A 22,704-nucleotide genomic window follows, 5' to 3' on the forward strand; every position below is an offset into this window, starting at 1 on the left:
TACACTGCGTTCCCCGCACAGGAGAGCGCCATGCTGATAGTTGCCGACGAGAATATCCCGCTGCTCGATGCCTTCTTCGAAGGCTTCGGCGAGATCCGCCGTTACCCCGGCAGAAGCCTTGACGCGGCCAGCGTCAAGGATGCCGACGTACTGCTGGTGCGCTCGGTGACCCGGGTCGACCGGCAACTGCTCGAAGGCAGCCGTGTCCGTTTCGTGGGCACCTGCACCATCGGCACCGATCACCTGGACCTGGACTACTTTGCCGAGGCTGGCATCCGCTGGAGCAGCGCACCTGGGTGCAACGCCCGTGGCGTGGTGGATTACGTGCTGGGTAGCCTCCTGACCCTGGCCGACCTCGACGGTGTGTCACTGCCTGAGCGCGTATACGGCGTGGTGGGCGCAGGTGAGGTGGGCGGCCGCTTGGTGCGGGTACTGCATGGTCTGGGTTGGAAGGTGCTGGTCTGTGATCCGCTGCGTCAGGCTGTAGAAGGGGGCGACTATGTCAGCCTTGATACGGTGCTCGAGCAGTGTGATGTCATCAGCCTGCACACCCCGTTGCAGCATGGCGGCGACCACCCGACCTGGCATTTGCTGGGCGAGGCGCAATTGGCGCGTTTGCGTGCTGGCGCCTGGCTGATCAATGCCAGTCGCGGACCTGTGGTGGACAACCATGCCCTGCGCGAGCTGTTGCTGGACCGCGAGGATGTGCATGCCGTGCTCGATGTATGGGAGGGCGAGCCCCAGGTAAACCTGCAGTTGGCTGACTTGTGTACCTTGGCCACGCCACATATCGCAGGCTATAGCCTGGACGGTCGCCAGCGTGGCACGGCGCAGATCTACCAGGCGCTGTGCCGTTTCCTCGGTCAGCCCGAGCAGGTGCAATTGGCAGACTTGCTGCCCAAGCCACCGCTGGCGCAGATCGAACTGGATGCCAGCGCCGACCTGGCCTGGTCCCTGGCGACGCTGTGTCGCGCCGTGTATGACCCACGCCGTGACGATGCTGACTTCCGTCGTAGCCTGAGCGATGACCCGGCCCAGCAGCGGGCGGCCTTCGATGCCTTGCGCAAGCATTATCCACCGCGGCGTGAGATCGAAGGGCTGGCGGTGCGTATTCGGGGCGAGGCGCCGCAACTGGCACAGATGGTCAGCGCCTTGGGTTGCGCGGCCCTGTAAGAGCCGGCTCGCCGGCGTTCAGGCCGGGCAGTCCAGCGCAAAACCCCATCAGGCGCCCATGAAAAACCCGGCCAAAGGGCCGGGTTGTCAGAAATCTATTGCTCAGCCCTTGCGCACTTTTTCTACCCGACTGTCTTCGAGGTCTTTGCACGCTTGCTGGATCATCTGCTCGGTGATCGGCACCTCGCGACCTTGGGCGTCGATGATCGAGCCGCAGACCTTCGACGGTGGTTGATTCTGTGGCTTTTGGCTATCGCTGCTTCGCTGCAGACTCATCTTTCCTGTCTCCTCATCAGGTTCAAGCTCAGGGTAACCCTGCGCCGTGACCGGCCTGTGACAGCTCTGGTTCTGTTGTCACGACAGGGACAGTCCAACAGAAAGCGCCTCAAAGCTCCAGTGACCGGTTAGAACGAAAAGCTATACTCACCAGGGTGTGCGCACTATTGGACTGCATTACCCAGAATTGGTCCGCGCTCGCCTGCAACCGTTCCCCCTTATCGGATGAATGGTAGTCTCAGGGTTCCCGTCTCCTCTGGACCTCACCATGCCCGAATCGGTTTCACCACGTCAGCGACGGGCCCTGCGCCTCGCCTGGCAGTTCATTCGTCCTTATCGGCGCCAGGCCCTGCTGGCAGTGCTGGCACTGGTGGTCACGGCAGGCATTACCTTGTCCATGGGCCAGGGCATTCGCTTGCTGGTGGACCAAGGTTTCATGACCCGCTCGCCCCACCAGCTCAACCAGACCATCGGCCTGTTCCTGGTGTTGGTCCTGGCGCTGGCCGTGGGCACTTTCAGCCGGTTTTACCTGGTGTCATGGATCGGCGAACGCTGCGTGGCCGATATTCGGCGGGCGGTGTTCGATCACCTGGTGGGACTGCACCCCGGCTTTTTCGAAGACAACCGCAGTTCCGAGATCCAGTCGCGTCTGACTGCCGACACCACCTTGCTCCAGTCGGTCATAGGTTCATCGCTGTCGATGTTTCTGCGCAATGCCTTGATGGTGGTGGGAGGTGTGGTACTGCTCTTCGTCACCAACCCCAAGCTCACCAGCATCGTGGTGGTCGCCTTGCCCCTGGTGCTGGCACCGATACTGTTGTTTGGCAGGCGGGTGCGCAGCCTGTCGCGTCAGAGTCAGGATCGGGTGGCGGACGTGGGCAGTTACGTGGCGGAGACCTTGGGGCAGATCAAGACAGTACAGGCCTATAACCACCAGTCGCGGGACCGGGAGCTGTTCGCCGGTACTGTCGAGGCGGCTTTCGGTGTGGCGCGGCGGCGCATTGCCCAGCGCGCATGGCTTATCACCCTGGTCATCGTGCTGGTGCTGGGGGCCGTTGGCGTGATGCTCTGGGTCGGTGGCATGGATGTGATCGCCGGGCGTATCTCGGGCGGTGAGCTGGCCGCCTTCGTGTTCTATAGCCTGATCGTCGGTAGCGCCTTCGGTACCCTCAGTGAGGTGATCGGGGAGTTGCAGCGCGCGGCAGGCGCGGCCGAACGTATCGACGAGTTGCTGGCAGCGCGCAGTGCAATACTGCTTCCCTCGGTGCCGACGACATTGGTGTACCCACGGGTGTCTGGCAGGATCGAGTTGCAACAGGTCGGGTTTGCCTACCCGTCGCGGCCTTCGGTGTCGGCCATCGACGATCTGAGCCTGGTGGTAGAGCCGGGGCAGACCGTGGCGCTGGTAGGACCGTCCGGTGCCGGCAAGTCGACCCTGTTCGACCTGCTGCTGCGCTTCTACGACCCCCAGCGCGGGCGCATTCTGCTCGACGGGCAACCCATCACAGACCTGGACCCGGCCGACGTACGTCGCCAATTCGCCTTGGTTGCGCAGAGCCCCGCGCTGTTTCGCGGTAGCGTCGAGGCCAACATCCGATACGGTCGGCCCGAGGCGACCTGGGAGGAGGTGGAAGCGGCTGCGCGGGGCGCCCATGCCGACGCGTTCATCCGGCAGTTACCCCAGGGCTATCAGACGATGCTGGGGGAGGGCGGGACCGGCCTTTCGGGAGGGCAGCGCCAACGCCTGGCCATCGCTCGAGCGCTGTTGGTAGACGCACCTATCCTGTTGCTCGACGAAGCCACCAGCGCCCTCGATGCCCAGAGCGAGCACTTGATCCAGCAAGCGCTGCCGAGCCTGATGGCCGGTCGGACCACCCTGGTGATTGCGCACCGCCTGGCCACGGTGCAACACGCCGACCGGATCGCGGTGATCGACAAGGGCCGTTTGGTAGCGGTGGGCAGCCATGCCCAACTGATCGAGCAAAGCCCACTTTACGCGCGATTGGCCTCGCTGCAGTTCAATACGCGTTAGTGCGTGGCCCTATGTAACATTTCTGTAGCAATTGCCTGAGAGTATCTGGATCAGCTGTTGCGTAAGTGCTCGACCTGGCTGCTATCGACCGATGGCAGCTTTTTTTTGGTCTGCGAACGAGGACATGGATGTCTTGATCTGCGCTGCCGGCGCACGCCATTTTCTTCCTCCTGGTTCCCGAGATCCCGATGTTGCGTAAATCCCTCAGAGTACAAATGCTCACCCTGCTGGCCGGTAGTCTGGCGGCGATGCTGTTGATCGCCCTGGTGTGCTTTCAGTTTCTGTCTTCCAGCGTGCGCGGTTATGCCGGGCTGGTGGATGGGCCGTTACGGGCTTCGCAACTGATCGACGAAGCCAATCTGCAGTTCAAGATTCAGGTGCAGGAGTGGAAGAACGTCTTGCTGCGTGGTCGCCAGCCGGCTGATCTGGACAGGTACTGGCAGCAGTTCCAGACGCGTGAGCAGCAGGTTCAACAGTTGCTCGGGCAATTGATCGAGACCACCGATGGCAAGCTCAAGGCGCCCTTGCAACAGTTGCGCGAGAGCCACCGGCAGTTGGGGGTAGCCTACGAAAAGGGGCGTCAGGCGTTCTTGGCCGCAGGCGGCGACCCTGTGGCGGGCGACCAGGCGGTGAAGGGGGTCGACCGCGCTGCCAGCGAGCAAATGAGTGCGCTGGTCGAACAGCTGCGCGCCGATGCCCGCGAACGGGCGTCCCACATCAGCGCCGTCGCCGAGCGCACAGTGTGGTTGGGTGTGTTGGTCATGTTGGTGTCGGCTGCGCTGGTCGGCCTGCTTAGTCTTTGGTTGATCAATCGCAGCCTGATCAAGCCTATCGGCCAGCTGATCGAGTACGTCGCGCAACTGAGTCAGGGCCGCTTTGTCTCGCGGGTGGACAGCCGCCGTGAGGATGAACTCGGTCGCCTGGCCCGGGCAGCCAATACCCTGCGTGACTTCCTCGCCGACACCGTCGGCCGTTTGCAGGACAACGCCCAGGAGCTCGAAGGTGCGAGCGGCCAATTGCGCAGCATCGCCAGTGACATGGCCCGTGGGACCCATGACCAGTTCCAGCGCACCGACCAGGTGGCCACGGCCATGCACCAGATGTCCGCTACCGCCCAGGAAGTGGCACGCCACGCTGCCGAGGCAGCACGCGCGGCGGATGAAGCAGACCAAAGCGCCCAGGCCGGCGAGCAGGTGATGCAGCAGACCATCGACATCATCGCCGTGGTCAACCGTGAAATTGCCGGTACGGCTGCGGTGATTCGCGAACTGGAAAACGACAGCACCCGCATTGGCAAGGTACTCGAGGTGATTCGCGGCATCGCCGAACAGACCAACCTGCTGGCGCTCAACGCTGCCATAGAGGCGGCCCGTGCTGGCGAGGCCGGGCGTGGTTTTGCGGTGGTTGCCGACGAAGTGCGCAGCCTGGCCCAGCGCACGGCGGCTTCCATCGCGGAAATTCATCAGATCATAGAGGCGGTGCAGTCGGGTGCGGTGGACGCGGTGAAGGCCATCGAAAGCGGTCGGCAGCGCAGCGAGGAGGGGGCCGAGCAGGTCCAGCAGGCGGGGCAGATGCTGCAGCGCATTACCCTGTCGGTGGAGGCGATTCGCGACATGAACCGGCAGATTGCCACGGCGGCCGAGGAACAGACCAGCGTGGCCGAAGACATCTCGTGCAACCTGATCGAAATCACCCGCATCGCCACGGCGAACCAGGAGGCCGTGCAGCACACCGAACGAGCCGGGCAGCGCTTGCATGGCCTCTCGGGGCAGTTGGGTGAGGTGACGTCACGCTTGACCGCCTGACGCGCAAGCGCCAGGCGCGGGTTCACCGGCGAAGCATCCGGGGGAAATCCGCCACCCAGGTTGGCGCAATCCGCTGCCCTGTGGCGGATTGTCGCCATGCGACCTACCGCCTCACCCCATGTTGCCTGGTCCAGGGCCTGTTGGCACGCTCCCTGCTCATTGCGGCGCGCGTGTACACAACAACTGGATCACATCAATGAAGAAAATCCTGCTGACGCTCCTCTGCCTGAGCGTCATCGGTTGCTCCAAACCCGAGGCGCCGCAAAAGTCCGTCGATGTCCTGCTGATCGGCGGCGGCATCATGAGTGCCAGCCTCGGCACCTACCTCACCGAGCTTGAGCCGAACTGGAAGGTCGACGTCTACGAACGCATGGACCAGGTCGCCGAAGAGAGCTCCAATGCCTGGAACAACGCCGGTACCGGGCATTCGGCCTTCTGCGAGCTGAACTACACCAGTGAGGGCACGGACGGCAGTATCGACATCAGCAAGGCCGTCGGTGTCAACGAGCAGTTTGAGATCTCCAAGCAGTTCTGGGCCTATCAGGTCGAGCAGGGCGTGCTGAGCAACCCCAAGTCGTTCATCAACAATGTGCCGCACATGAGCTTCGTATGGGGCGACGAGAACGTCGCCTTCCTGCACAAGCGCGTGGCCGCACTGCAGCACAGTTCGCTGTTCCGCGGTATGGAAATTTCCGAGGACCACGAGCAGATCCGCAAATGGGTGCCGCTGGTGATGGAGGGCCGGGACCCAGAGCAGAAAGTGGCTGCCACGCGGATGGCCATCGGCACCGACGTGAACTTTGGCGAGATCACTCGTCAGCTGTTCGCCTCGATGGCGCGCAACCCCAACGTCAAGCTGCACCTGCGCCACGAAGTGCGTGACATCGTGCGCAACGATGACGGCACCTGGAATGTGCTGGTGGCCGACTTGGCCAATGGTGGGGAGCAGACTCGCGTCAACGCCAAGTTCGTGTTCATCGGTGCCGGTGGCGGTGCGCTTAAACTGCTGCAGAAATCGGGCATTCCCGAAGCGCAAGGCTACGCCGGCTTCCCGGTGGGTGGCCAGTTCCTGATGACCGACAACCCGGACATCGTCGCCCGCCACAAGGCCAAGCTTTACGGCAAAGCCTCGGTCGGCGCGCCGCCGATGTCGGTCCCGCACCTGGACACGCGGATGATCGATGGCAAGCAAGTACTGCTTTTCGGCCCGTTCGCGACCTTCTCCACCAAGTACCTCAAGCACGGCTCGCTGCTGGACATGTTCGCGTCGTTGACCAGCCACAACGTGCTGCCGATGGTGCATGCCGGCATCGACAACATCGACCTGAGCACTTACCTGATGGGCCAATTGATGCTCAGCTTCGATGACCGCATGAACGCCCTGCGCGAGTATTTCCCCAATGCCAGGAACGAAGACTGGCAGTTGCTGCAGGCCGGCCAGCGCGTCCAAGTTATCAAGAAGGACCCGGTACACGGTGGCGTTTTGCAGTTCGGTACAGAAGTCGTGGCCGCCCAGGACGGCAGCATCGCCGCGTTGCTTGGCGCTTCCCCAGGGGCTTCTACCGCTGCGCCGATCATGCTGACCGTGCTGGAAAAGACCTTCAAGGACCGCATCCGGACGCCGCAATGGCAAGCCAAGCTCAAGGAAATCGTGCCGACCTATGGGCAAAAGCTGAACAACGATCTGGAGCTGACCAACAAGACCCGTCAGTGGAGCAGCGCGCGCTTGCAGTTGCTTTACATACCGGTGCAGGCAGAACAGGCCGTAGCCGACCTTAAGTGAGTGGAGTGCTGTGCCGGCCTGTTCGCAGCGCCGGTACAGCCTGCCGACATTTTCTGGACGCAACAAAAAGCCCGCACAAGGCGGGCTTTTTGAAGGATTTGGTCGGAGAGACAGGATTCGAACCTGCGGCCTTCTCGTCCCGAACGAGACGCGCTACCTGGCTGCGCTACACTCCGATGAACAAAATCCTACTGTATCGCCTTTTTGAACGCAAGCCCTTGTTGTGTAAAGGCCGTTTGCTCGAAGGCGGGCTCCATCAGAGCTCTTTTACGGTGCGAATCTGGTCCTTGTTCAGGCGCGTGCGCTTGCCGTCGAGTTGCTCGAATTCATAGAACCCGGAGTCCTCGTCGAACGTCGGGGTGTCCACGGCCTGGATCTCGCGACCGTCGTTCAGCGTGATGACGGTTGGCGATGCGCAGCCAGCGAGGGCGCCCAGCCCCAGGGCGAGAATGAAGGCAGGAAGGGTCCGTTGAATCATCGTGTTTCTCCAGTGCGATGGTGCTAGATGACATTAAGACGCAGGGCGTCCATGCAAGTTCCTCTGACAGTGCAGCATAGCGCTAAAGCCCGGACATTGACCGGGAACAACGGCGGCATCGGCCAGGGCCGGCTGTGATATAACTGCGGCCATCACTTGCTACTGCGACGAATGCTCATGAAAGCCAAAGCAGACACCCCCTTCGTGCCGCTGAACATCGCCGTGCTCACGGTCAGCGACACCCGTACCTTCGAAACCGATACCTCCGGCCAACTGTTCGTCGACCGCTTGACCGAGGCCGGACACCAACTGGCGGCGCGGGTATTGCTCAAGGACGACCTATACAAGATCCGCGCCCAGGTTGCGAACTGGATCGCCGACGAGACCGTGCAGGTGGTATTGATCACTGGCGGTACCGGTTTCACTGGCCGTGACAGCACCCCGGAAGCCGTGGCGTGCCTGCTGGACAAGCAGGTGGAAGGATTCGGCGAATTGTTCCGGCAGATCTCCGTTGCCGATATCGGCACTTCCACGGTGCAGTCTCGTGCACTGGCAGGCCTGGCCAATGGCACCTTGGTCTGCTGCCTGCCAGGGTCGACCAATGCCGTGCGTACCGGTTGGGACGGCATCTTGGCCGAGCAGCTCGACGCCCGCCATCGCCCCTGCAACTTCGTGCCGCACCTGAAGCAGGCAACGGCCTGTGACAGCCGTGGTTGAGGCAGTGCAGAAGCAGCCGCTGATGTCGGTCGAAGAAGCGCTGCAGCGCTTGATTGCCCTGGCCGAGGCTGCGCCGATCGAGGCACGCGAGATCGTTCCGCTGGCCGAGGCACAGGGCCGGGTCCTGGCGACCGACCTGGTGGCTACGCTGGACCTGCCGCCCTGGCCGAACAGTGCCATGGACGGCTATGCGCTGCGCCTGGACGACTGGCGAGGCGAGCCGCTGCCGGTCAGCCAGCGCATCTTTGCCGGGCATGCCCCCCAACCTTTGCAGCCTGGAACCTGTGCGCGGATCTTCACCGGCGCGCCGCTGCCCGCGGGCGCCGATTGCGTCGAGATGCAGGAAAACGCCGAGGTGCTGGACGATGGCCGGGTGCGTTTCCTCGAGCCCATGAAGCTCGAGCAGAATGTGCGACCACAGGGCCAGGAGACCCGCCAGGGCGAACAGGTGATGGCTGCCGGTACGCGTCTCGGGCCGATTCAGTTGGGCTTGGCGGCGACACTTGGCTTCGCCACCTTGGAGGTGGTGCGAAAGATTCGAGTGGCAGTGCTCAGCACCGGCGATGAATTGGTGGAGCCTGGCCTGCCGCTAGGGCCTGGGCAGATCTACAACAGCAATCGCCGTCTGCTGGTGAGCTGGTTGCAGCGCCTGGGTTGCGAGGTTCGCGATGTGGGCATCCTGGCTGATGACCTGGCCCGCACGCGCGAATGCCTGGCCGGGTTGGGCGATGTCGACCTGATCCTTTCCACGGGCGGTGTTTCCGTCGGTGAAGCTGACTACCTTGGTGCAGTCCTGCGCGAGGCCGGTGAGCTGGCGTTGTGGAAACTTGCGATCAAGCCGGGCAAGCCCCTCACGTTCGGACATTTCCGTGGTGTGCCGGTGATCGGCTTGCCAGGCAACCCAGCGTCCACGCTCGTCACCTTCGGGTTGCTGACCCGCCCCTACCTGTTACGCCGTCAAGGCGTGACCGAGGTGACGCCCTTGCGTTTCGATATGCCTGCCGGTTTCGAATGGACCAAGGCAGGAACCCGCCGCGAATACCTGCGTGCGCGTATCGAGCAAGGCCAGGTGCGGATCTACAAGAACCAGAGTTCTGGTGTGCTGCGCAGCGCGGCATGGGCCGAAGGTCTGGTGGAGGTACGCGAAGGCACCCTGCCCAAGCCGGGCGACAGCGTGCCGTTCATTCCCTTCAGCGAGCTACTTGACTGAACGCCCGAGCCAGGCAGCATCGTTTTGCCTGGCGTCGGCCGGCGTGGCTTGAGTCAGGCGCATATGCACATTCTCCAACTGCTGGGCGCTGACGCTCCAGTCGTGGCGTTGTCGGGCAAACTGGCGGCCGGCCTCGCTGAGCTGGCACATGCGCCATGGTTGGTTGAGTAGTTGCGTGATGAACAGCGCCAACTGGTCGCCGTCGTCACTGCCCAAGTAGTGCTCGCCGTTGTTCACGGCCAAGCCTGAAACGCCCTTGGCAGTGGTGATGACGGGCAAGCCTGCGGCCATTGCCTCAAGAATTTTCACTTTGGAGCCGCCGGCATAGCGCAGGGGCGCGAAAAACAGCGCGGAACGTTGTTGCAGTTCGCGCAGGTCAGGGCGGTAGCCGAGCCATTCGATGCGCGGATCGTTCCAGTGCAGTTTCCAGCTGGCGGGCATGGCGTGCCCGGCGATAGCCAGGCGCACGGCGGGGTTGCTCATCCAGACTTGGGGCAGGATCTCCTCCAGCGCCCATTCGATGGCTTCGAGGTTGGCGCCATACTCGAAATTGCCCACGAACAGCAGACGCTGGCTATGAAATGCCGGGCGCACGTTCTGGTAGTGATCGCAGTCGACACCGTTGACCACCACGTTTACCGGACGCCCGCTGACCTGGCTGATGAGGTCGGCGTCATGGGTACTCACCGCCACCACTTCGGTGGGTTGGCGCAACACGCGTTGCTCCCAGCGCCGGTAGCGCCAGCGGTCGAAGGCATTGAGCGGTCGCAGCCACAGGGGCAGTTGGTCATGGCAGGCGGCGCCCATCACCGATTCGACCGTGTGCTCGGTCAGCATGTACGGTAAGCCGCGGGCCTGCAGGGCTTTTTCGAAAGGCTGGAAGCTGTAGCTGTGCTCGATCTGGATCACATCCCAGGGTTCATCCAGCAATTGTTCGAAGCGGTGTCGAAGGCAGGGGGCCAGGCCGTTGATGATGGCCCGCATCGGGTAGTCGATGATGGGGGATGCCAACAGGTTCAGTGGGCTGTGAAGCGGGCGCCTGGGCAGCACTATCAGGCGCTCGACCAATGGTTCCAGAGCATCGCGGGCGGCATCGCTGAGCGGTATCTTCGACTGCACCAGCAAGGTGATCCGGTGACCGTGCTGCGCGAGGGCGCGCAGCAGGTGGTATTGCCGGGTCTTGCTGCCGCTGGTGGTGGGCCAGGGCAGGTAGGGCAGTGTCCAGAGAATGCGCATGACCCGGAATCCTCGCTAAAGGTCGCGGATAACAAGACGCGCCCGCTGACAATCAGCCAGCAGCTGCTGTCGGGGCGCGTCCATAGATATCAGTAAAGCGTACGATGTCGTCTTCGCCCAGGTATTCGCCGCTCTGTACTTCGATCATCACCAGGTCGATGACGCCAGGGTTGGTCAGGCGGTGGGTGCGGCCTGGTTTGATGAAGGTGGACTCGTTGGTATCGAGCAGGAATTCTTCTTCACCATTGGTCACGCAGGCCATGCCGCTGACCACGATCCAATGTTCGCTGCGGTGATGGTGCATCTGCAGTGACAGGGACTCGCCAGGGCGCACCATGATGCGCTTGATCTTGAACCGCGGGCCTTCCTCCAGCACCGTGTACATCCCCCAGGGACGAGTGACGGTGCGGTGCAGGCGATAGGTTTCGTGGCCCTGGTGCTTGAGCTGCTGGGCGATGACCTTGACCTCCTGGCTGCGCGAGGCATCGGCGATCAGCAGGGCGTCGGGGGTGTCGATGACGATCAGGTTGTCCAGGCCCACGGCGCCAACCAGGCGCTTGGGTGAGTCGATGTAGCAGTTGCGTACATCGTGCAGCACCGCTTCACCGTTGCAGTGGTTGCCGGCGTCGTCGGTCTGGCGCAGCTCACGCACCGCTTCCCAGCTACCGATGTCGCTCCAGCCCAGCTCGCAGGGCACCACGGCGACCTTATCGGAGCGCTCCATCAGGGCGTAGTCGATGGAGATGTCCTCGGCCAGGGCGAAGCTGTCCGCGTCCAACTCCACCTGTAGCGCCTTGTCGCCTTGCTTGATGGCACTGCGCTGCAGGCAGGTGGCGACGCTGCCGAGCACTTCGGGGGCGTGAGCCTGCAGTTCCTCAAGCACACTGCTGGCGCGCAGGCAGAACATGCCGGCGTTCCACAGGTGGCGTCCACCGTCGAGGTATTCCTGGGCGGTAGGCGTGTCGGGCTTTTCAACGAAACGAGCCACCTGATAGGCGTGCTCGTTCAGCGCTTTGCCACGTTCGATGTAGCCGAACCCGGTCTCGGCGCGGTCGGGCACCAGGCCAAAGGTGGTCAGCCAGCCGTTTTCGGCCAGCTGGCGTGCATGAGCGACCGCTTGGGCGAAGGCTTCGAAATCTTGTATCAGGTGGTCGGCGGGCAGGATCAGCAGCAGGCTGTCCTCACCATATTGCGTGGCACAGTGGAGTGCGGCGGCGGCTATCGCCGGAGCCGTATTGCGTCCACTTGGCTCCAGAATGAAGTCCAAGGGCAGCTTGCCTGGATTGACCTGGCCATACTCATCCTGGGTGCGAAAGAATACTTCTCGGTTGGTCACGGTCAGCAAGCGCTCGACCCCCGGTAGGGCGCTGGCACGCGCGAAGGTTTTCTGCAGCAGGCTCTCGCCATCCGGTAAGCGCATGAAGGGCTTGGGCATGGCTTCCCTGGAAACCGGCCAAAGACGGGTACCGGCACCGCCAGCAATGATACAGGGGATCAGAACGCTCATTTCACGACCTCGACTCAGGGCGCCGTCAGTGGCGCCATTGAAGGGGAACGATGCGACCTGTCAGGGTTATGGCGGCAAAAAGTCAAAAAACCGACTTTTCTAGGCATCATCTTCCATGAAGGCCAAATATTTGTCGATCATGCTCCCTGTGAGCGAAGCTTTCAATGATGAATGTGTGAACTTGGTTGTTTTTCGTACGATGGCTTGCGCAGGAGGCCCTCGTCAGTCGAGCAGGGCCATGCAGCATTCTGCGAGAGGCGATGGTCGACATCTGGAGAAGACTGTCTTCACTGGGGAGAAAAACGATGCAAGGGCGCAAGGCGGTGTTGATCCTGCACGGCAAGCAGGCGATGAATGACGAAGTGCGTGAAGCCGTGCGCGGTATGCGCGAGCGTGGTTGGACGTTGGATGTGCGCGTCACCTGGGAAGCCGGGGATGCCCAACGCTTTGTCGATGAGGCGGTGGCGGCCGGTTACACCCATGTGGTCGCAGGTGGCGGCGATGGCACTTTGCGCGATGTAGCCGAAGCCGTGGGGCTGGCGGCCACGGACGCCAGCCTGGCGCTGCTACCGCTGGGCACCGCCAATGATTTCGCCAAGGCTGCTGGAATACCGCTGGAACCTGCGGCGGCGTTGGCGCTGCTGGAGCAGCCCGCAAAACCGATCGACCTGGGGCAGGTGGGCGAGCAACTGTTTCTCAATATGGCCACTGGTGGTTTCGGTAGCCAGGTGACGGCCAACACCTCGGAGGATCTGAAAAAAGTGCTGGGGGCGGCGGCTTACCTGTTCACTGGGCTGTCGCGTTTCAGTGAGCTGCAAGCCGCCAAGGTGGCGTTGCAAGGGCCGGGGTTCGATTGGCAGGGCGAGTTGCTGGCCCTGGGGATCGGCAATGGACGCCAGGCTGGCGGCGGTCAGGTGCTGTGCCCGGAGGCGGTGGCCGACGATGGCCTGCTGGACATCGCCATCCTCCCTGCGCCTCAGGAAATGTTAGGGGCGCTGCGTGACCTCTTCGCCGGCGAGGGCTTGTTCGTCCGCGCCAGGTTGCCGTGGGTGGAGGTCAAGTGCTCCCAGGGGCTGGACATCAACCTTGACGGCGAACCGTTGCAAGCCGAAAGCCTGCGCTTCGAGGCGAAACCTGCGGCCCTGCGCTTGCACCTGCCGGAGGGCTCGCCGCTGCTCAGTCGTCCAGGCTGATGATTTTTTCGCGTACGGCGAACAGCACCAGGCCGGCCACGTCATAGATCTGCAGACGTTTCATGATCTGCGAGCGGTGGGTTTCAACGGTCTTGATCGACAGGCCAAGGCCGGCGGCGATCTCGCGGGTCGATTTGCCGCGCACGATCAGACGCAGGATCTCCAGCTGGCGGGCGGTCAGGTTGTGACGCTCACTGACGGCGTGCTTGCCATGCTGTGCATGCATGAGTGCCTGATTGATCACGGTGTGGGCGATGGCCGGGCTGAGATAGCGCTCGCCATTGCGCAGGGCGGCCAGGGCCTGTTCCAGCTCGGTAGCGGTGGTGTCCTTGAGCAGGTAGCCATGGGCGCCGCTTTCCAGGGCGCGCATGATCAGCTCCGGGTCGGTGTGCATCGACAGGATCAGCACCTTGCTGGTATTGCCGCTGGCGCGCAGTTGGGTGAGCGCATCCAGCCCGCTGGTGGAACGCATGGAAATGTCCAGCAGGATGATGTCCGGCGCCAACGCATGCACCTGTTCGAGCAGCTGGTTGCCGTCGTCGGCTTCGCCGATCACGGTGTAGCCAGGAATGTCGGAAACCAGGGCTCGGACCCCGGCACGGATCAGCGAGTGGTCGTCCACCAACAGCAATCTACAGGTCATGGGAAGCGGGGGTCCTGGCACGTTCATGGGTGCGTGGCGGCCATGGGAAAATGACATCGATCCGGGTGCCCAGGCCAAGCTGACTGGTGATGGTCAGGTTGCCCTTCAGGGCCACCACCCGTTCCTGCATACCGGCCATGCCGCGTTGGCCGGCCTCGGCCGGGTTGCTCGTGGGAGTGAAGCCGCGACCGTCGTCCTGGATGGTCAGGGCCAGGCCTTCGGGGCTGCGTTGCAGCTTGATGGTCAGGTTGCGTGCCTGGGCATGGCGCAGCATGTTGGTAACGGCTTCCTGGGTGATGCGAAAGACGGCCATGGACACTTCCTCGCCAATCCCCCCCAGGCGTTGGTGGCATTCCAGGCTCCAGTGCACGTCGCTGCTTGCCAGTGTGCGAACCAGGTGAGCACGCAGGCTGGCTTCCAGGCCCAGGCTGGCCAGTTGCCTTGGGTTGAGAATGGCCGAGACATCGCGCACGTTGCTCAAGGTGTCTTCCAGGGTGTCGCGCAGGGTGCTGCACTGTGGCTGCAGGTCGGCTGGCATCCGCCGTTGCAGCCAGTCCAGTTGCAGCTTGGCAGCGGTCAGCAGTTGGCCGATGTCATCATGCAGTTCGCGGCTCAGGCGTTGGCGCTCGCTCTCCTGGACCTTGAGCATGCGGTCGGCCAGTTCCGCCGGCTGCAGGTTGATCGACCTAGCGCCGCGGCTCAAGTGCCAGGCCACACCCAGCGTGGCGATCAGTTGCAATACCAGCAGGCCACCCGGCAGGGGTTGGTTGGCCATGAACAGCACGAGATTGGCGACCAGCGAAGCCACGCACAGCAACGCCGTCATCCAGCGCAGCAGGGCAGTGCGAGAACAGCAACGCAGAGGGATCTTCAAGCGTGGGAGCATAAATAGGGAAGCCACTGAAGTATTGCTGATGGAGGGCCTTGCACAGGTATTACCAGAGGCTTTGGCGTAGTGCTTTCAATCAATCGTCCAGCGCACGTCGAAAGGATCTGCAGGGGTGCCGAGAGCGTTTTCGTGTGCGCATATTAACACTTTGGGATGATTTGGTCGCGGGCAGCCAGAGCATCGAATCCTTAGGATTTGCGGGGGTATCCGGAGGTTTTTTCATCTCCGGACGAGGCAAAATGCCATTGTTTGACCAAGTTGTGTGCTTTTCCGGCGCAACTCGCTTGAATCGTACTCAAGTGCAAACGCCAAACTTTGGCCAAACTTCACTAGTTCGACCATGGTGGGCCTTGAACAATACGCTTAGTTGCTCTTCGGAAGGGGCGTTCGCGCCGCTCTAAAGGGGGGATGAGCGCTGCGCTGGCGCGGCCGAATGAGGATGGGCGCCCGACTGTTCGCGCTCATTGCAGGAGGCACACGTTTGCGGAGCAGGTTGGCCCAATATCCGGGCCAGCTCACCCAGCAGCGTGGTCTGTTCGCAGGTGTCCAGGCTCAGGCGGCCGGTGCGCGGGTCGACCAGCTCCAGTTGCCAGGCCAGCAGTGTCAGGCAGGCATCCACGGCCGGTAGGGCTTCACCCTTTAGGTGTCGTTCGTGGCAAGCAGGGGCCAGCATCCGTTGCAAGGCTTCGGCGTAGAGGGCGACTTCGATCAGGCCCAGGTCGTTGGCGCGACGGGCAAGAGTATCGAGGGTGTTGTTCAGGCAATTGCAGGCATCCGGGTCGTTGTCGATCAGTTCCAGGTGCTGTAGGCATTCCTGGGACTGGGTTAACAAGATCTGCGCATCCAGCAGAAATTCCTGCAGGGCGATGCTGTTCGAGGAGGCGTGGTCCATCATGTCACTCCGGCGGCTTTAGCTGGAGCGGGGGTTGGCAACGCCAAGACGATTGCTAGCAAAAGCCTGACTCCATTCATGCAATGAGAATGGCGTCACATTAATGGCTAAAGGATATTGCGAACATCAGGTTGCACCCGATTGCTGCTAAGGGTTTCCCTGATACTGGGTAGGGGTGGCGACGAAGAAGGTGGGGTTGCGATGATCGCAGTAAAGCATGATGGTAAAGTGATATCAATCGCTGGCAAGGCTTTTTCCTGCGGGGGTCAAGCTGCGCATAAAAATGCCGATACAGGATGGATCAACTCACTTTTCCCACACGAGCCTGGGGGCTTTTCCAATGGCTGGCATTCTCGACACGGTAGACCAACGAACGCAATTGGTGGGTGAAAACCGCCTGGAAATTCTGATGTTCCGCCTGGCAGGTCGCCAGCTGTTCGCGATCAACGTGTTCAAGGTGCAGGAAGTGCTGCAGCTGCCCAAGCTGACCTTGATGCCGCAGCGTCATGCATTCGTCTGCGGCGTGGTGAACCTGCGCGGGCAGACCCTGCCAGTGATCGACCTGTCCCAGGCGATCGGCATGCGCCCGCTGCAGCCGGGCCCGGACAGCACCATCATCGTCACCGAGTACAATCGCTCGGTGCAAGCCTTCCTGGTGGGCGGAGTCGATCGCATCGTCAACATGAACTGGGAAGCCATCATGCCGCCGCCTTCCAGCGCTGGCCGTCAGCATTACCTGACCGCCATTACCAAGGTCGATGACAAGTTGGTGGAAGTGATCGACGTGGAAAAGGTCCTGGCCGAGATCGTTCCCTACAACGCCAGGGTTTCCGGCGACAAGCTCGCCGACCCGGTGCTGTCGCGTGCTCGCGGGCGAGAAGTGTTGCTGGTGGATGACTCCAGCGTAGCCCTGGCGCAGTTGCGCGACACCCTGTCCCAGCTTGGCGTCAAGCTGCATGTGGCCAGCGACGGCCTCAAAGCACTGCGCATGCTCAAGGGGTGGGCCGATGCTGGCGAAGATGTCTGCGAGAAATTGCTGATGGTGTTCACTGACGCCGAGATGCCGGAAATGGATGGTTACCGGCTGACCACCGAGATTCGCGGCGATGCGCGCCTGCGCAAGCTCTATGTGGTGCTGCACACGTCGCTGTCGGGCAGCTTCAACGAGTCCATGGTCAAGAAGGTCGGTTGCGACAATTTCCTCTCCAAGTTCCAGCCTGATCGTCTGGTCGATGTGGTGAAGCAGCGTCTGTTGCTGGATACCGCCAGCGCCTGATACCTGCGCTGACCGTGCGCCGGGTATAAGCTAGGCGTTTTCGGAGAGTGCGAGGCTGGCAGGGATGTTTCTAAGTGAGTTGTATCGATATCCGGTGAAGTCGGGGCAGGCGCAACGCTTGCAGGCTTCGCCGGTGGATCACCTGGGTGTGCTCGGTGATCGTCGCTGGATGGTGGTCGAGGAGGAAAACGGCCGCTTTTTGACCCAGCGCGCCTGGCCGCAACTGAGCCAGCTCAAGGCAAGCCATGTTGAAACGGGGCTGCTCTTGGAAACCCCAGGGCAGCCGTCGCTGCAGGTGAAGATGCCGGAGGCTGACGATGATTTGCGCGGGGTGACGATCTGGCGCGATACCTTGCGGGTGCCCGATGCGGGCGACGAGGCGGCTGCCTGGTTGTCGCAGATGCTCGCAAAGCCTGTACGTCTGGTGTATTGCCCGCCACAGCGTGCTCGCTACCTGCCCAGCGGTTATGGCTTGAACAGCGACCGGGCGGCGTTCCCGGATGGCTTTCCATTCCTGCTGATTGGCCAAGGGTCGTTGGATGAACTCAACCGGCGCATTGGCCGGCCCATGGAAATGCTCCGCTTCCGACCGAATCTGGTGGTGCAGGGCAGTGAGCCGTTCGCCGAGGATAACTGGAAGCGCATTCGCATCGGCGAGTTGGAGTTTCGCCTGCTCAAGCCCAGCGTGCGCTGCATCTTCACCACGCTCGACCCGGTGACCGGAGAGCGCAGCCCGGACCGTGAGCCGTTGACCACGCTCAAGACATTCCGTGAAAAGGAAGGGGATGTGTTGTTCGGGCAGAACCTGGCGGTGGATGGCCGAGGGGTGCTTGAAGTGGGGATGAGGGTCGAGGTGGTGGAATAGCGGGAGTGCTTGCCGGCCTCATCGCCGGCAAGCCGGCTCTTGCAGGGAGCCTGGCCGTGTACCCCCTGACAACCGACAGGGGGAGCATGGCTTACATATCGTCGAAGTACCGCTCATGCCAATCCACCAGCGGTTGCGGCGAATTGAGCTTCTGTCCGTAGATCACCGAATACGACAGCACGTTCTGCACGTACTGGCGAGTTTCATCGAACGGGATCGATTCCACCCACACATCGAAGCTCAGGTGCTTGGCGCCCTTGAGCCACTGCCGTACCCGTCCGGGCCCGGCGTTGTAGGCCGCCGAGGCCAACACCCGGTTGCCGTTGAACTGGCTGTGTACCTGGCTCAGGTAGGCTGCGCCCAGCTGGATGTTCTTGTCCGGGTTGAACACTTGCGACGGCGACGCCAGCGGGATGCTGAACTTGCGTGCGGTTTCCTTGGCCGTTGCCGGCATCAGCTGCATCAGGCCACTGGCACCCACGCTGGAGCGGGCATCTTCCATGAAGGCGCTTTCCTGGCGGGTTATGGCGAACACCCAGCTCGAATGCAGGCCGCGTACCTTGGCCTCGCGCACCAGGGTGTCGCGGTGGGCCATGGGGAAACGGACGTCCAGGTCGTCCCAGTATTGAGCCTGGCTGATGGTGCGAATGGCCGGGAAATACCAGCGCAAGTCATAGGCCAGGCGCGCCTGGGCCACCATCTCGTCACGTGTGAAGTGGCGGCTGACGTGGTACCACTCGCGGCGCCCTTCGACGATCTGGCCGCGGGCGTGGAATTCCAGGGCGCGTTTGATCCCGGGCGTATTACGCACCTTGTTGACCAGTTGCGGGCTCAGCACCAGGGGGCGGTTGTTCAGCTGGTAGGGCGTTTGAGCGCGGTCGGCGGCGAGGAAACCATAGAAATCCCGCTCGCGTGCCACATTCTTGTAAAGCAAGGGGATCTGCGGGTTGTTCGGCTGGGCCAGTTCCAGCGTGCGGGCTTGCCAGTACTTCCAGCGGCTGCTGCTGGCCAGGTCCTGGGGCAGGCGCTTGGTCAGCTCGTAGGCATCTTCCCAGCGGCCCAGACGCAACAGCAGACGCAGGCGCCATTCACTGACGGTGTTGTCGCGCAGTTCCGGGTCGAAACGGGTCATCAGGTCCAGGGCGCGCGGATCATAGCGACGGGCCAGGGTCAGGCCGATTTCCCGGGCGATGGCGACTTTTTCGTCGCGGGAGAAATGCATGCGCTGGGCGTAATCGTCGAGCAGCGCCATGGCGCGCTCTGGGTCCTGCCTGGCGAGGCGGCGCAAGCCGAGGCTGACCACGTCGGACATGGCTTCGTTGACCGGGGTGAAGCGCGAAGGTTGGTTCAGCAGTTCGGGTTTCTGTGCCACGTCGACCAGCAGGCGGCCCTGCGGGGCGAGGGTGGTCAGGGTCTTGACCAGGTTGTTGGCCAGCCCATAGTTGCGGGCTTGGGCGGCAAGCTTGGTGCGATTCCAGCGCTTGGCCTCGGTCAGCTGGCCTTCGGCTGCCCACATGCCGAACAGGGTGTCGCAGGCCGCAGGTTGCGACTTGCCGACATTCCACAGTTTTTCGGCGCTGGCGAAACCTTCGGCACGCATGCCATGGCTCAGTTGGTACTGACCGTTGAGGCAGTCCAGTTCAGTGAAATTGAGCTTGGGGTCGTAGTACTTGGCGAAGGTATTCCATTCGCCACGTTCGGCTAGCCAACGCAGCCAGCGCAGTTTCATCCAGTTGGCTTGTGGCAGGTCGCCATGCTTGGCCAGGAACCCCTCGATTTCTTCATTGCTGGCGCTTTTCAGGCGAGCGGTGAGCTCGTCATAGGCCAGGTAAGGCGTCAGCGGGTAGTCGCGCAGGGCCTGGGCGTAACGCAGGTACGGGCCTTTGTCGCCCTTGGCCAAGGCACGTTTGGCCTCGTCGTAGTACTGGCGTTGCAGGGAGAGGTCGGTGGCCTGCACCGCTGTGGCGGCAGCGGTGAGCAGCAGGCAGGATGCAATGTGTAACAGGCGGCTGCGCATGATACGTCCGGGCAGTTGAACCATGGGAAAGTGACGGCGATGCCAGCACTGTTGGAATCTATTGCTTAGCTTAGCCGTTTGCCCGCGACGGGTGAAAGCGCTGTGCTTGTATCAAGGCGTAAAGTTCGACCGGATGTCGCCAGGCCCTGGCAGGATGGCCAACTTAATGCCGGAAGGGGCCAAGTCAGGTAGAATGCGCGCCCGCTTTCTGGAGACGAACATGACCCTGCTCAAATTCAGCGATGTGTCCCTCGCATTCGGCGCCATGCCGCTGCTGGACAAAGTGTCCTGGCAGATCGCCCGTGGCGAGCGGGTGTGCATCATCGGCCGCAACGGCACCGGCAAGTCGAGCATGCTGCGCCTGGTAAAGGGTGAGCAGAAGGGCGATGACGGCGAAATCTGGCGTGCCCCCGGCCTGAAGATTGGTGAGCTGCCTCAGGAGCTGCCCGTAGCCGACGAGCGCAGCGTGTTCGACGTGGTGGCCGAAGGCCTTGATGGCGTGGGCGCGTTGCTGGCCGAATATCATCACCTGAGCCAGAACATTCAGGGTGATGAAGATCTGGAAAAACTCATGCATGTCCAGCACGAACTGGAGGCGCGCGATGGCTGGCGCCTCCAGCAGGTGGTGGAAAGCACCCTGAGCCGCCTGCAATTGCCGGCCGACAAGACCCTGGCCGAGCTGTCAGGCGGCTGGCGCCGTCGTGTGCTGCTGGCCCAGGCGTTGGTGTCCGAGCCCGACCTGCTGTTGCTGGACGAGCCTACCAACCACCTGGACATCGGCGCCATCGCCTGGCTCGAAGAAGCCCTGAGCGGCTTCAACGGTGCCGTGTTGTTCATTACCCACGACCGTTCGTTCCTGCAGAACCTGGCGACGCGCATCCTCGAGCTCGACCGTGGCGGCCTGATTGACTGGAATGGCGATTACGCCAGCTTCCTGGTGCACAAAGAAGCGGCCCTGGCCGCGGAAGAGACCGCCAACGCGCTGTTCGACAAGCGTCTGGCCCAGGAAGAGGTATGGATTCGCCAGGGCATCAAGGCCCGTCGTACCCGCAACGAAGGCCGTGTGCGTGCGCTCAAGGCATTGCGTGTGGAACGTAGTGAGCGCCGCGAGCGTCAGGGCAAGGCCAACATCCAGATCGAGGCGGCGGAGAAGTCCGGCAAGCAGGTCATGGTGCTGGAGAATGTCAGCTTCGCACACCCTGAGGGGCCGATGCTGGTGAAGGACTTCTCCATGGTCCTGCAGCGCGAAGACCGTATTGGCCTGTTGGGCGCCAACGGTACAGGCAAGACCACGCTGCTGAAGCTGATGCTCGGCGATCTTGAGCCGACCTCCGGCAAGGTAGAGCGTGGTACCAAGCTCGAAGTGGCCTATTTCGACCAGATGCGCCACCAGCTCGACCTGGAAAAGACCGTGATCGACAACCTGGCCGAAGGCCGGGACTTCATCGACATCGACGGGCAGAGCCGCCATGTGCTGAGCTACCTGGGCGACTTCCTGTTCAGCCCGCAGCGCGCGCGTACCCCGGTCAAGGCGCTGTCCGGCGGCGAGCGTGCGCGACTGCTGCTGGCCAAGCTGTTCAGCAAGCCTGCCAACCTGTTGGTCCTCGACGAGCCGACCAACGACCTGGATGTCGAGACGCTGGAGCTGCTGGAGGAAGTACTGTCCAACTACAAGGGCACGGTACTGATGGTCAGCCACGACCGGGCTTTCCTCGACAACGTGGTGACCAGCACCCTGGTGTTCGAGGGGGAGGGCAAGGTCCGCGAGTACGTCGGTGGCTATGAAGACTGGATTCGACAGGGTGGCTCGCCGAAGTTGCTGGGTGTGACCGAAAGCAAGGGCGGCAAGTCGGAGCTCAACAGCGCGGTGGTGGAAAAGCCTGTCGTCGAGGCGGCGCCGGCCCCTGCAGCCGCGGCCGTTGATGCGTCGAAGAAAAAGCTCAGCTACAAGTTGCAGCGCGAGCTGGAGGCGTTGCCGGGGCAGATCGACGAGCTGGAGCAGCGCATGGCGGTGGTTCAGGAAGAGGTCAATGCACCTGGCTTCTACCAGCGCCCTATCGGTGAAACCTCGGCTGTGCTGGCGAAGCTGGAGAAGCTGCAGGCTGAGCTGGATACCTTGGTAGAGCGCTGGGCCGAGCTGGAAGGTTGATCCGACGGGCCCTATCGCCGGCACGCCGACGATAGGGCCCGTGCGGGTTGGATCATTCCTTCTTCTGCAACCGCACCGCCAAGACATCGCAAGGGGCGCCATGCAACACGTCATTGGCGGTAGAGCCCAGCAGCAATGCCAGCCCGTGGCGGCCATGGCTGCCGACCACGATCAGGTCGCAATGTTGTTCCTTGGCCAACTGGTGGATTTCCTGGCGCGGCTGGCCGTAGGTCAGGTGCGAATCGCCACGATTGATGTCCGGGTACTTGTTGAACAGTCGGTCCATGCGCTCCTTGGCTTGGTCGAACTGCTGCTGCTGCAGCTGAGACAGGTCCATGGGCACATCACCGCCGAATGCCATGGCCATCGGCTCGACGATATGCACCAGAGAGACCTTGGCGCCTGTAGGCTCTGCGAGCTTCATGGCGCGCTTGATCACCGGGTCGCATTCTTCGGTCAGGTCGACGGCAACCAGAAGATGTTCGTAGGACATGAGCTGTACTCCTGACAATCGCGATATTGGAAGTATGGTCGCTTTGGGGCAGGTCTTCCGTGAAACTTGA

Annotated in this window: 19 protein-coding genes and 1 tRNA gene; 10 read left to right on the top strand and 10 right to left on the bottom strand. The window is 62.3% G+C overall.

Annotation, left to right across the window (positions count from 1 at the left end):
* Positions 1 to 30 precede the first annotated feature (30 nt).
* Entirely contained in the window at positions 31 to 1,173 is a 1,143-nt protein-coding gene (gene pdxB / locus VXM67_RS09950; protein ID WP_023379552.1) for a 4-phosphoerythronate dehydrogenase PdxB, read from the top strand.
* A 102-nt stretch (positions 1,174 to 1,275) separates the two neighbouring features.
* On the opposite strand, the gene VXM67_RS09955 is transcribed toward pdxB, so the two are convergent.
* Positions 1,276 to 1,449 (bottom strand): PA1571 family protein, encoded by a 174-nt coding sequence (locus VXM67_RS09955; protein ID WP_023379553.1) that lies wholly within the window; start codon positions 1,447 to 1,449, stop codon positions 1,276 to 1,278.
* A 268-nt stretch (positions 1,450 to 1,717) separates the two neighbouring features.
* Between VXM67_RS09955 and VXM67_RS09960 the strand changes: the two genes are divergently transcribed.
* The 3 genes from VXM67_RS09960 to mqo all read left to right on the top strand — a co-directional run bounded on the left by VXM67_RS09960 (position 1,718) and on the right by mqo (position 7,069).
* Positions 1,718 to 3,481, top strand: a complete 1,764-nt coding sequence (locus VXM67_RS09960; protein WP_023379554.1) for an ABC transporter transmembrane domain-containing protein — start codon at positions 1,718 to 1,720, stop codon at positions 3,479 to 3,481.
* 188 nt (positions 3,482 to 3,669) lie between these two features.
* On the top strand, positions 3,670 to 5,286 hold the full coding sequence (locus tag VXM67_RS09965) for a methyl-accepting chemotaxis protein (RefSeq protein WP_023379555.1): 1,617 nt from the start codon (positions 3,670 to 3,672) through the stop codon (positions 5,284 to 5,286).
* A gap of 196 nt (positions 5,287 to 5,482) precedes the next feature.
* Positions 5,483 to 7,069 carry a malate dehydrogenase (quinone) gene (gene mqo / locus VXM67_RS09970; RefSeq protein WP_023379556.1) on the top strand — a complete coding sequence of 529 codons (1,587 nt, stop codon included), beginning with the start codon at positions 5,483 to 5,485 and terminating at the stop codon, positions 7,067 to 7,069.
* A gap of 99 nt (positions 7,070 to 7,168) precedes the next feature.
* On the opposite strand, the gene VXM67_RS09975 is transcribed toward mqo, so the two are convergent.
* Together VXM67_RS09975 and VXM67_RS09980 are read right to left on the bottom strand one after the other, a co-directional pair.
* Positions 7,169 to 7,245, bottom strand: a tRNA-Pro gene (locus VXM67_RS09975).
* 80 nt (positions 7,246 to 7,325) lie between these two features.
* Positions 7,326 to 7,547, bottom strand: a complete 222-nt coding sequence (locus tag VXM67_RS09980) for a YgdI/YgdR family lipoprotein (RefSeq protein ID WP_023379557.1) — start codon at positions 7,545 to 7,547, stop codon at positions 7,326 to 7,328.
* Between the two features lie 177 nt (positions 7,548 to 7,724).
* Between VXM67_RS09980 and moaB the strand changes: the two genes are divergently transcribed.
* Positions 7,725 to 8,264: a molybdenum cofactor biosynthesis protein B gene (gene moaB / locus VXM67_RS09985; protein ID WP_023379558.1), complete on the top strand. Its 540-nt coding sequence runs from the start codon at positions 7,725 to 7,727 to the stop codon at positions 8,262 to 8,264.
* The gene (gene glp, locus VXM67_RS09990) at positions 8,248 to 9,474 is read left to right on the top strand and encodes a gephyrin-like molybdotransferase Glp (RefSeq protein ID WP_023379559.1); all 1,227 of its coding nucleotides are present in this window, start codon (positions 8,248 to 8,250) and stop codon (positions 9,472 to 9,474) included. The genes moaB and glp overlap by 17 nt, the downstream gene beginning before the upstream one ends.
* Here the strand turns inward: glp and VXM67_RS09995 are convergent.
* Complete coding sequence (locus VXM67_RS09995; protein WP_023379560.1) at positions 9,463 to 10,710, bottom strand: glycosyltransferase family 4 protein; 1,248 nt, start codon at positions 10,708 to 10,710, stop codon at positions 9,463 to 9,465. The genes glp and VXM67_RS09995 overlap by 12 nt on opposite strands.
* A 52-nt stretch (positions 10,711 to 10,762) precedes the next feature.
* On the bottom strand, positions 10,763 to 12,217 hold the full coding sequence (locus VXM67_RS10000) for a mannose-1-phosphate guanylyltransferase/mannose-6-phosphate isomerase (protein WP_027906764.1): 1,455 nt from the start codon (positions 12,215 to 12,217) through the stop codon (positions 10,763 to 10,765).
* A gap of 305 nt (positions 12,218 to 12,522) precedes the next feature.
* Between VXM67_RS10000 and yegS the strand changes: the two genes are divergently transcribed.
* On the top strand, positions 12,523 to 13,410 hold the full coding sequence (gene yegS / locus VXM67_RS10005; RefSeq protein ID WP_023379562.1) for a lipid kinase YegS: 888 nt from the start codon (positions 12,523 to 12,525) through the stop codon (positions 13,408 to 13,410).
* Here the strand turns inward: yegS and VXM67_RS10010 are convergent.
* The 3 genes from VXM67_RS10010 to VXM67_RS10020 form a co-directional block, all read right to left on the bottom strand.
* Complete coding sequence (locus VXM67_RS10010; RefSeq protein ID WP_023379563.1) at positions 13,394 to 14,053, bottom strand: response regulator transcription factor; 660 nt, start codon at positions 14,051 to 14,053, stop codon at positions 13,394 to 13,396. The genes yegS and VXM67_RS10010 overlap by 17 nt on opposite strands.
* Positions 14,043 to 14,939: a sensor histidine kinase gene (locus tag VXM67_RS10015; RefSeq protein WP_027906765.1), complete on the bottom strand. Its 897-nt coding sequence runs from the start codon at positions 14,937 to 14,939 to the stop codon at positions 14,043 to 14,045. Before VXM67_RS10015 ends, VXM67_RS10010 begins: the two co-directional genes overlap by 11 nt.
* A gap of 400 nt (positions 14,940 to 15,339) precedes the next feature.
* Positions 15,340 to 15,837 carry a histidine kinase gene (locus VXM67_RS10020; RefSeq protein WP_148299906.1) on the bottom strand — a complete coding sequence of 166 codons (498 nt, stop codon included), beginning with the start codon at positions 15,835 to 15,837 and terminating at the stop codon, positions 15,340 to 15,342.
* A 337-nt stretch (positions 15,838 to 16,174) separates the two neighbouring features.
* On the opposite strand from VXM67_RS10020, the gene VXM67_RS10025 reads away from it, so the two are divergent.
* Complete coding sequence (locus tag VXM67_RS10025) at positions 16,175 to 17,110, top strand: chemotaxis protein CheV (protein ID WP_023379566.1); 936 nt, start codon at positions 16,175 to 16,177, stop codon at positions 17,108 to 17,110.
* 64 nt (positions 17,111 to 17,174) lie between these two features.
* Positions 17,175 to 17,975, top strand: a complete 801-nt coding sequence (locus tag VXM67_RS10030) for an MOSC domain-containing protein (protein WP_023379567.1) — start codon at positions 17,175 to 17,177, stop codon at positions 17,973 to 17,975.
* 91 nt (positions 17,976 to 18,066) lie between these two features.
* Here VXM67_RS10030 and VXM67_RS10035 read toward each other — a convergent pair whose 3' ends face one another.
* The gene (locus VXM67_RS10035; RefSeq protein ID WP_023379568.1) at positions 18,067 to 19,992 is read right to left on the bottom strand and encodes a transglycosylase SLT domain-containing protein; all 1,926 of its coding nucleotides are present in this window, start codon (positions 19,990 to 19,992) and stop codon (positions 18,067 to 18,069) included.
* A 220-nt stretch (positions 19,993 to 20,212) separates the two neighbouring features.
* Here VXM67_RS10035 and VXM67_RS10040 point away from each other — a divergent pair, with 220 nt between their 5' ends.
* Positions 20,213 to 22,141, top strand: coding sequence for an ATP-binding cassette domain-containing protein (locus tag VXM67_RS10040; protein WP_023379569.1), 1,929 nt, complete (start codon positions 20,213 to 20,215; stop codon positions 22,139 to 22,141).
* Between the two features lie 52 nt (positions 22,142 to 22,193).
* Here VXM67_RS10040 and VXM67_RS10045 read toward each other — a convergent pair whose 3' ends face one another.
* Positions 22,194 to 22,634 (bottom strand): universal stress protein, encoded by a 441-nt coding sequence (locus VXM67_RS10045; protein WP_023379570.1) that lies wholly within the window; start codon positions 22,632 to 22,634, stop codon positions 22,194 to 22,196.
* Between the last annotated feature and the right edge of the window lie 70 nt (positions 22,635 to 22,704).

The organism is Pseudomonas sp. Rh2 (genome assembly GCF_040762985.1).
Classification (GTDB): domain Bacteria; phylum Pseudomonadota; class Gammaproteobacteria; order Pseudomonadales; family Pseudomonadaceae; genus Aquipseudomonas; species Aquipseudomonas taiwanensis.

Coding starts and splice junctions, on each gene's coding strand:
- VXM67_RS10045 (WP_023379570.1), bottom strand. CDS start 22,634: ATGTCCTACGAACATCTTCTGGTTGCCGTCGACCTGACCGAAGAATGC.
- moaB (WP_023379558.1), top strand. CDS start 7,725: ATGAAAGCCAAAGCAGACACCCCCTTCGTGCCGCTGAACATCGCCGTG.
- VXM67_RS10030 (WP_023379567.1), top strand. CDS start 17,175: ATGTTTCTAAGTGAGTTGTATCGATATCCGGTGAAGTCGGGGCAGGCG.
- VXM67_RS10010 (WP_023379563.1), bottom strand. CDS start 14,053: ATGACCTGTAGATTGCTGTTGGTGGACGACCACTCGCTGATCCGTGCC.
- VXM67_RS10025 (WP_023379566.1), top strand. CDS start 16,175: ATGGCTGGCATTCTCGACACGGTAGACCAACGAACGCAATTGGTGGGT.
- VXM67_RS10040 (WP_023379569.1), top strand. CDS start 20,213: ATGACCCTGCTCAAATTCAGCGATGTGTCCCTCGCATTCGGCGCCATG.
- VXM67_RS09995 (WP_023379560.1), bottom strand. CDS start 10,710: ATGCGCATTCTCTGGACACTGCCCTACCTGCCCTGGCCCACCACCAGC.
- VXM67_RS10015 (WP_027906765.1), bottom strand. CDS start 14,939: ATGCTCCCACGCTTGAAGATCCCTCTGCGTTGCTGTTCTCGCACTGCC.
- VXM67_RS09980 (WP_023379557.1), bottom strand. CDS start 7,547: ATGATTCAACGGACCCTTCCTGCCTTCATTCTCGCCCTGGGGCTGGGC.
- VXM67_RS09955 (WP_023379553.1), bottom strand. CDS start 1,449: ATGAGTCTGCAGCGAAGCAGCGATAGCCAAAAGCCACAGAATCAACCA.
- mqo (WP_023379556.1), top strand. CDS start 5,483: ATGAAGAAAATCCTGCTGACGCTCCTCTGCCTGAGCGTCATCGGTTGC.
- VXM67_RS09960 (WP_023379554.1), top strand. CDS start 1,718: ATGCCCGAATCGGTTTCACCACGTCAGCGACGGGCCCTGCGCCTCGCC.
- pdxB (WP_023379552.1), top strand. CDS start 31: ATGCTGATAGTTGCCGACGAGAATATCCCGCTGCTCGATGCCTTCTTC.
- VXM67_RS09965 (WP_023379555.1), top strand. CDS start 3,670: ATGTTGCGTAAATCCCTCAGAGTACAAATGCTCACCCTGCTGGCCGGT.
- VXM67_RS10020 (WP_148299906.1), bottom strand. CDS start 15,837: ATGATGGACCACGCCTCCTCGAACAGCATCGCCCTGCAGGAATTTCTG.
- yegS (WP_023379562.1), top strand. CDS start 12,523: ATGCAAGGGCGCAAGGCGGTGTTGATCCTGCACGGCAAGCAGGCGATG.
- VXM67_RS10000 (WP_027906764.1), bottom strand. CDS start 12,217: ATGAGCGTTCTGATCCCCTGTATCATTGCTGGCGGTGCCGGTACCCGT.
- VXM67_RS10035 (WP_023379568.1), bottom strand. CDS start 19,992: ATGCGCAGCCGCCTGTTACACATTGCATCCTGCCTGCTGCTCACCGCT.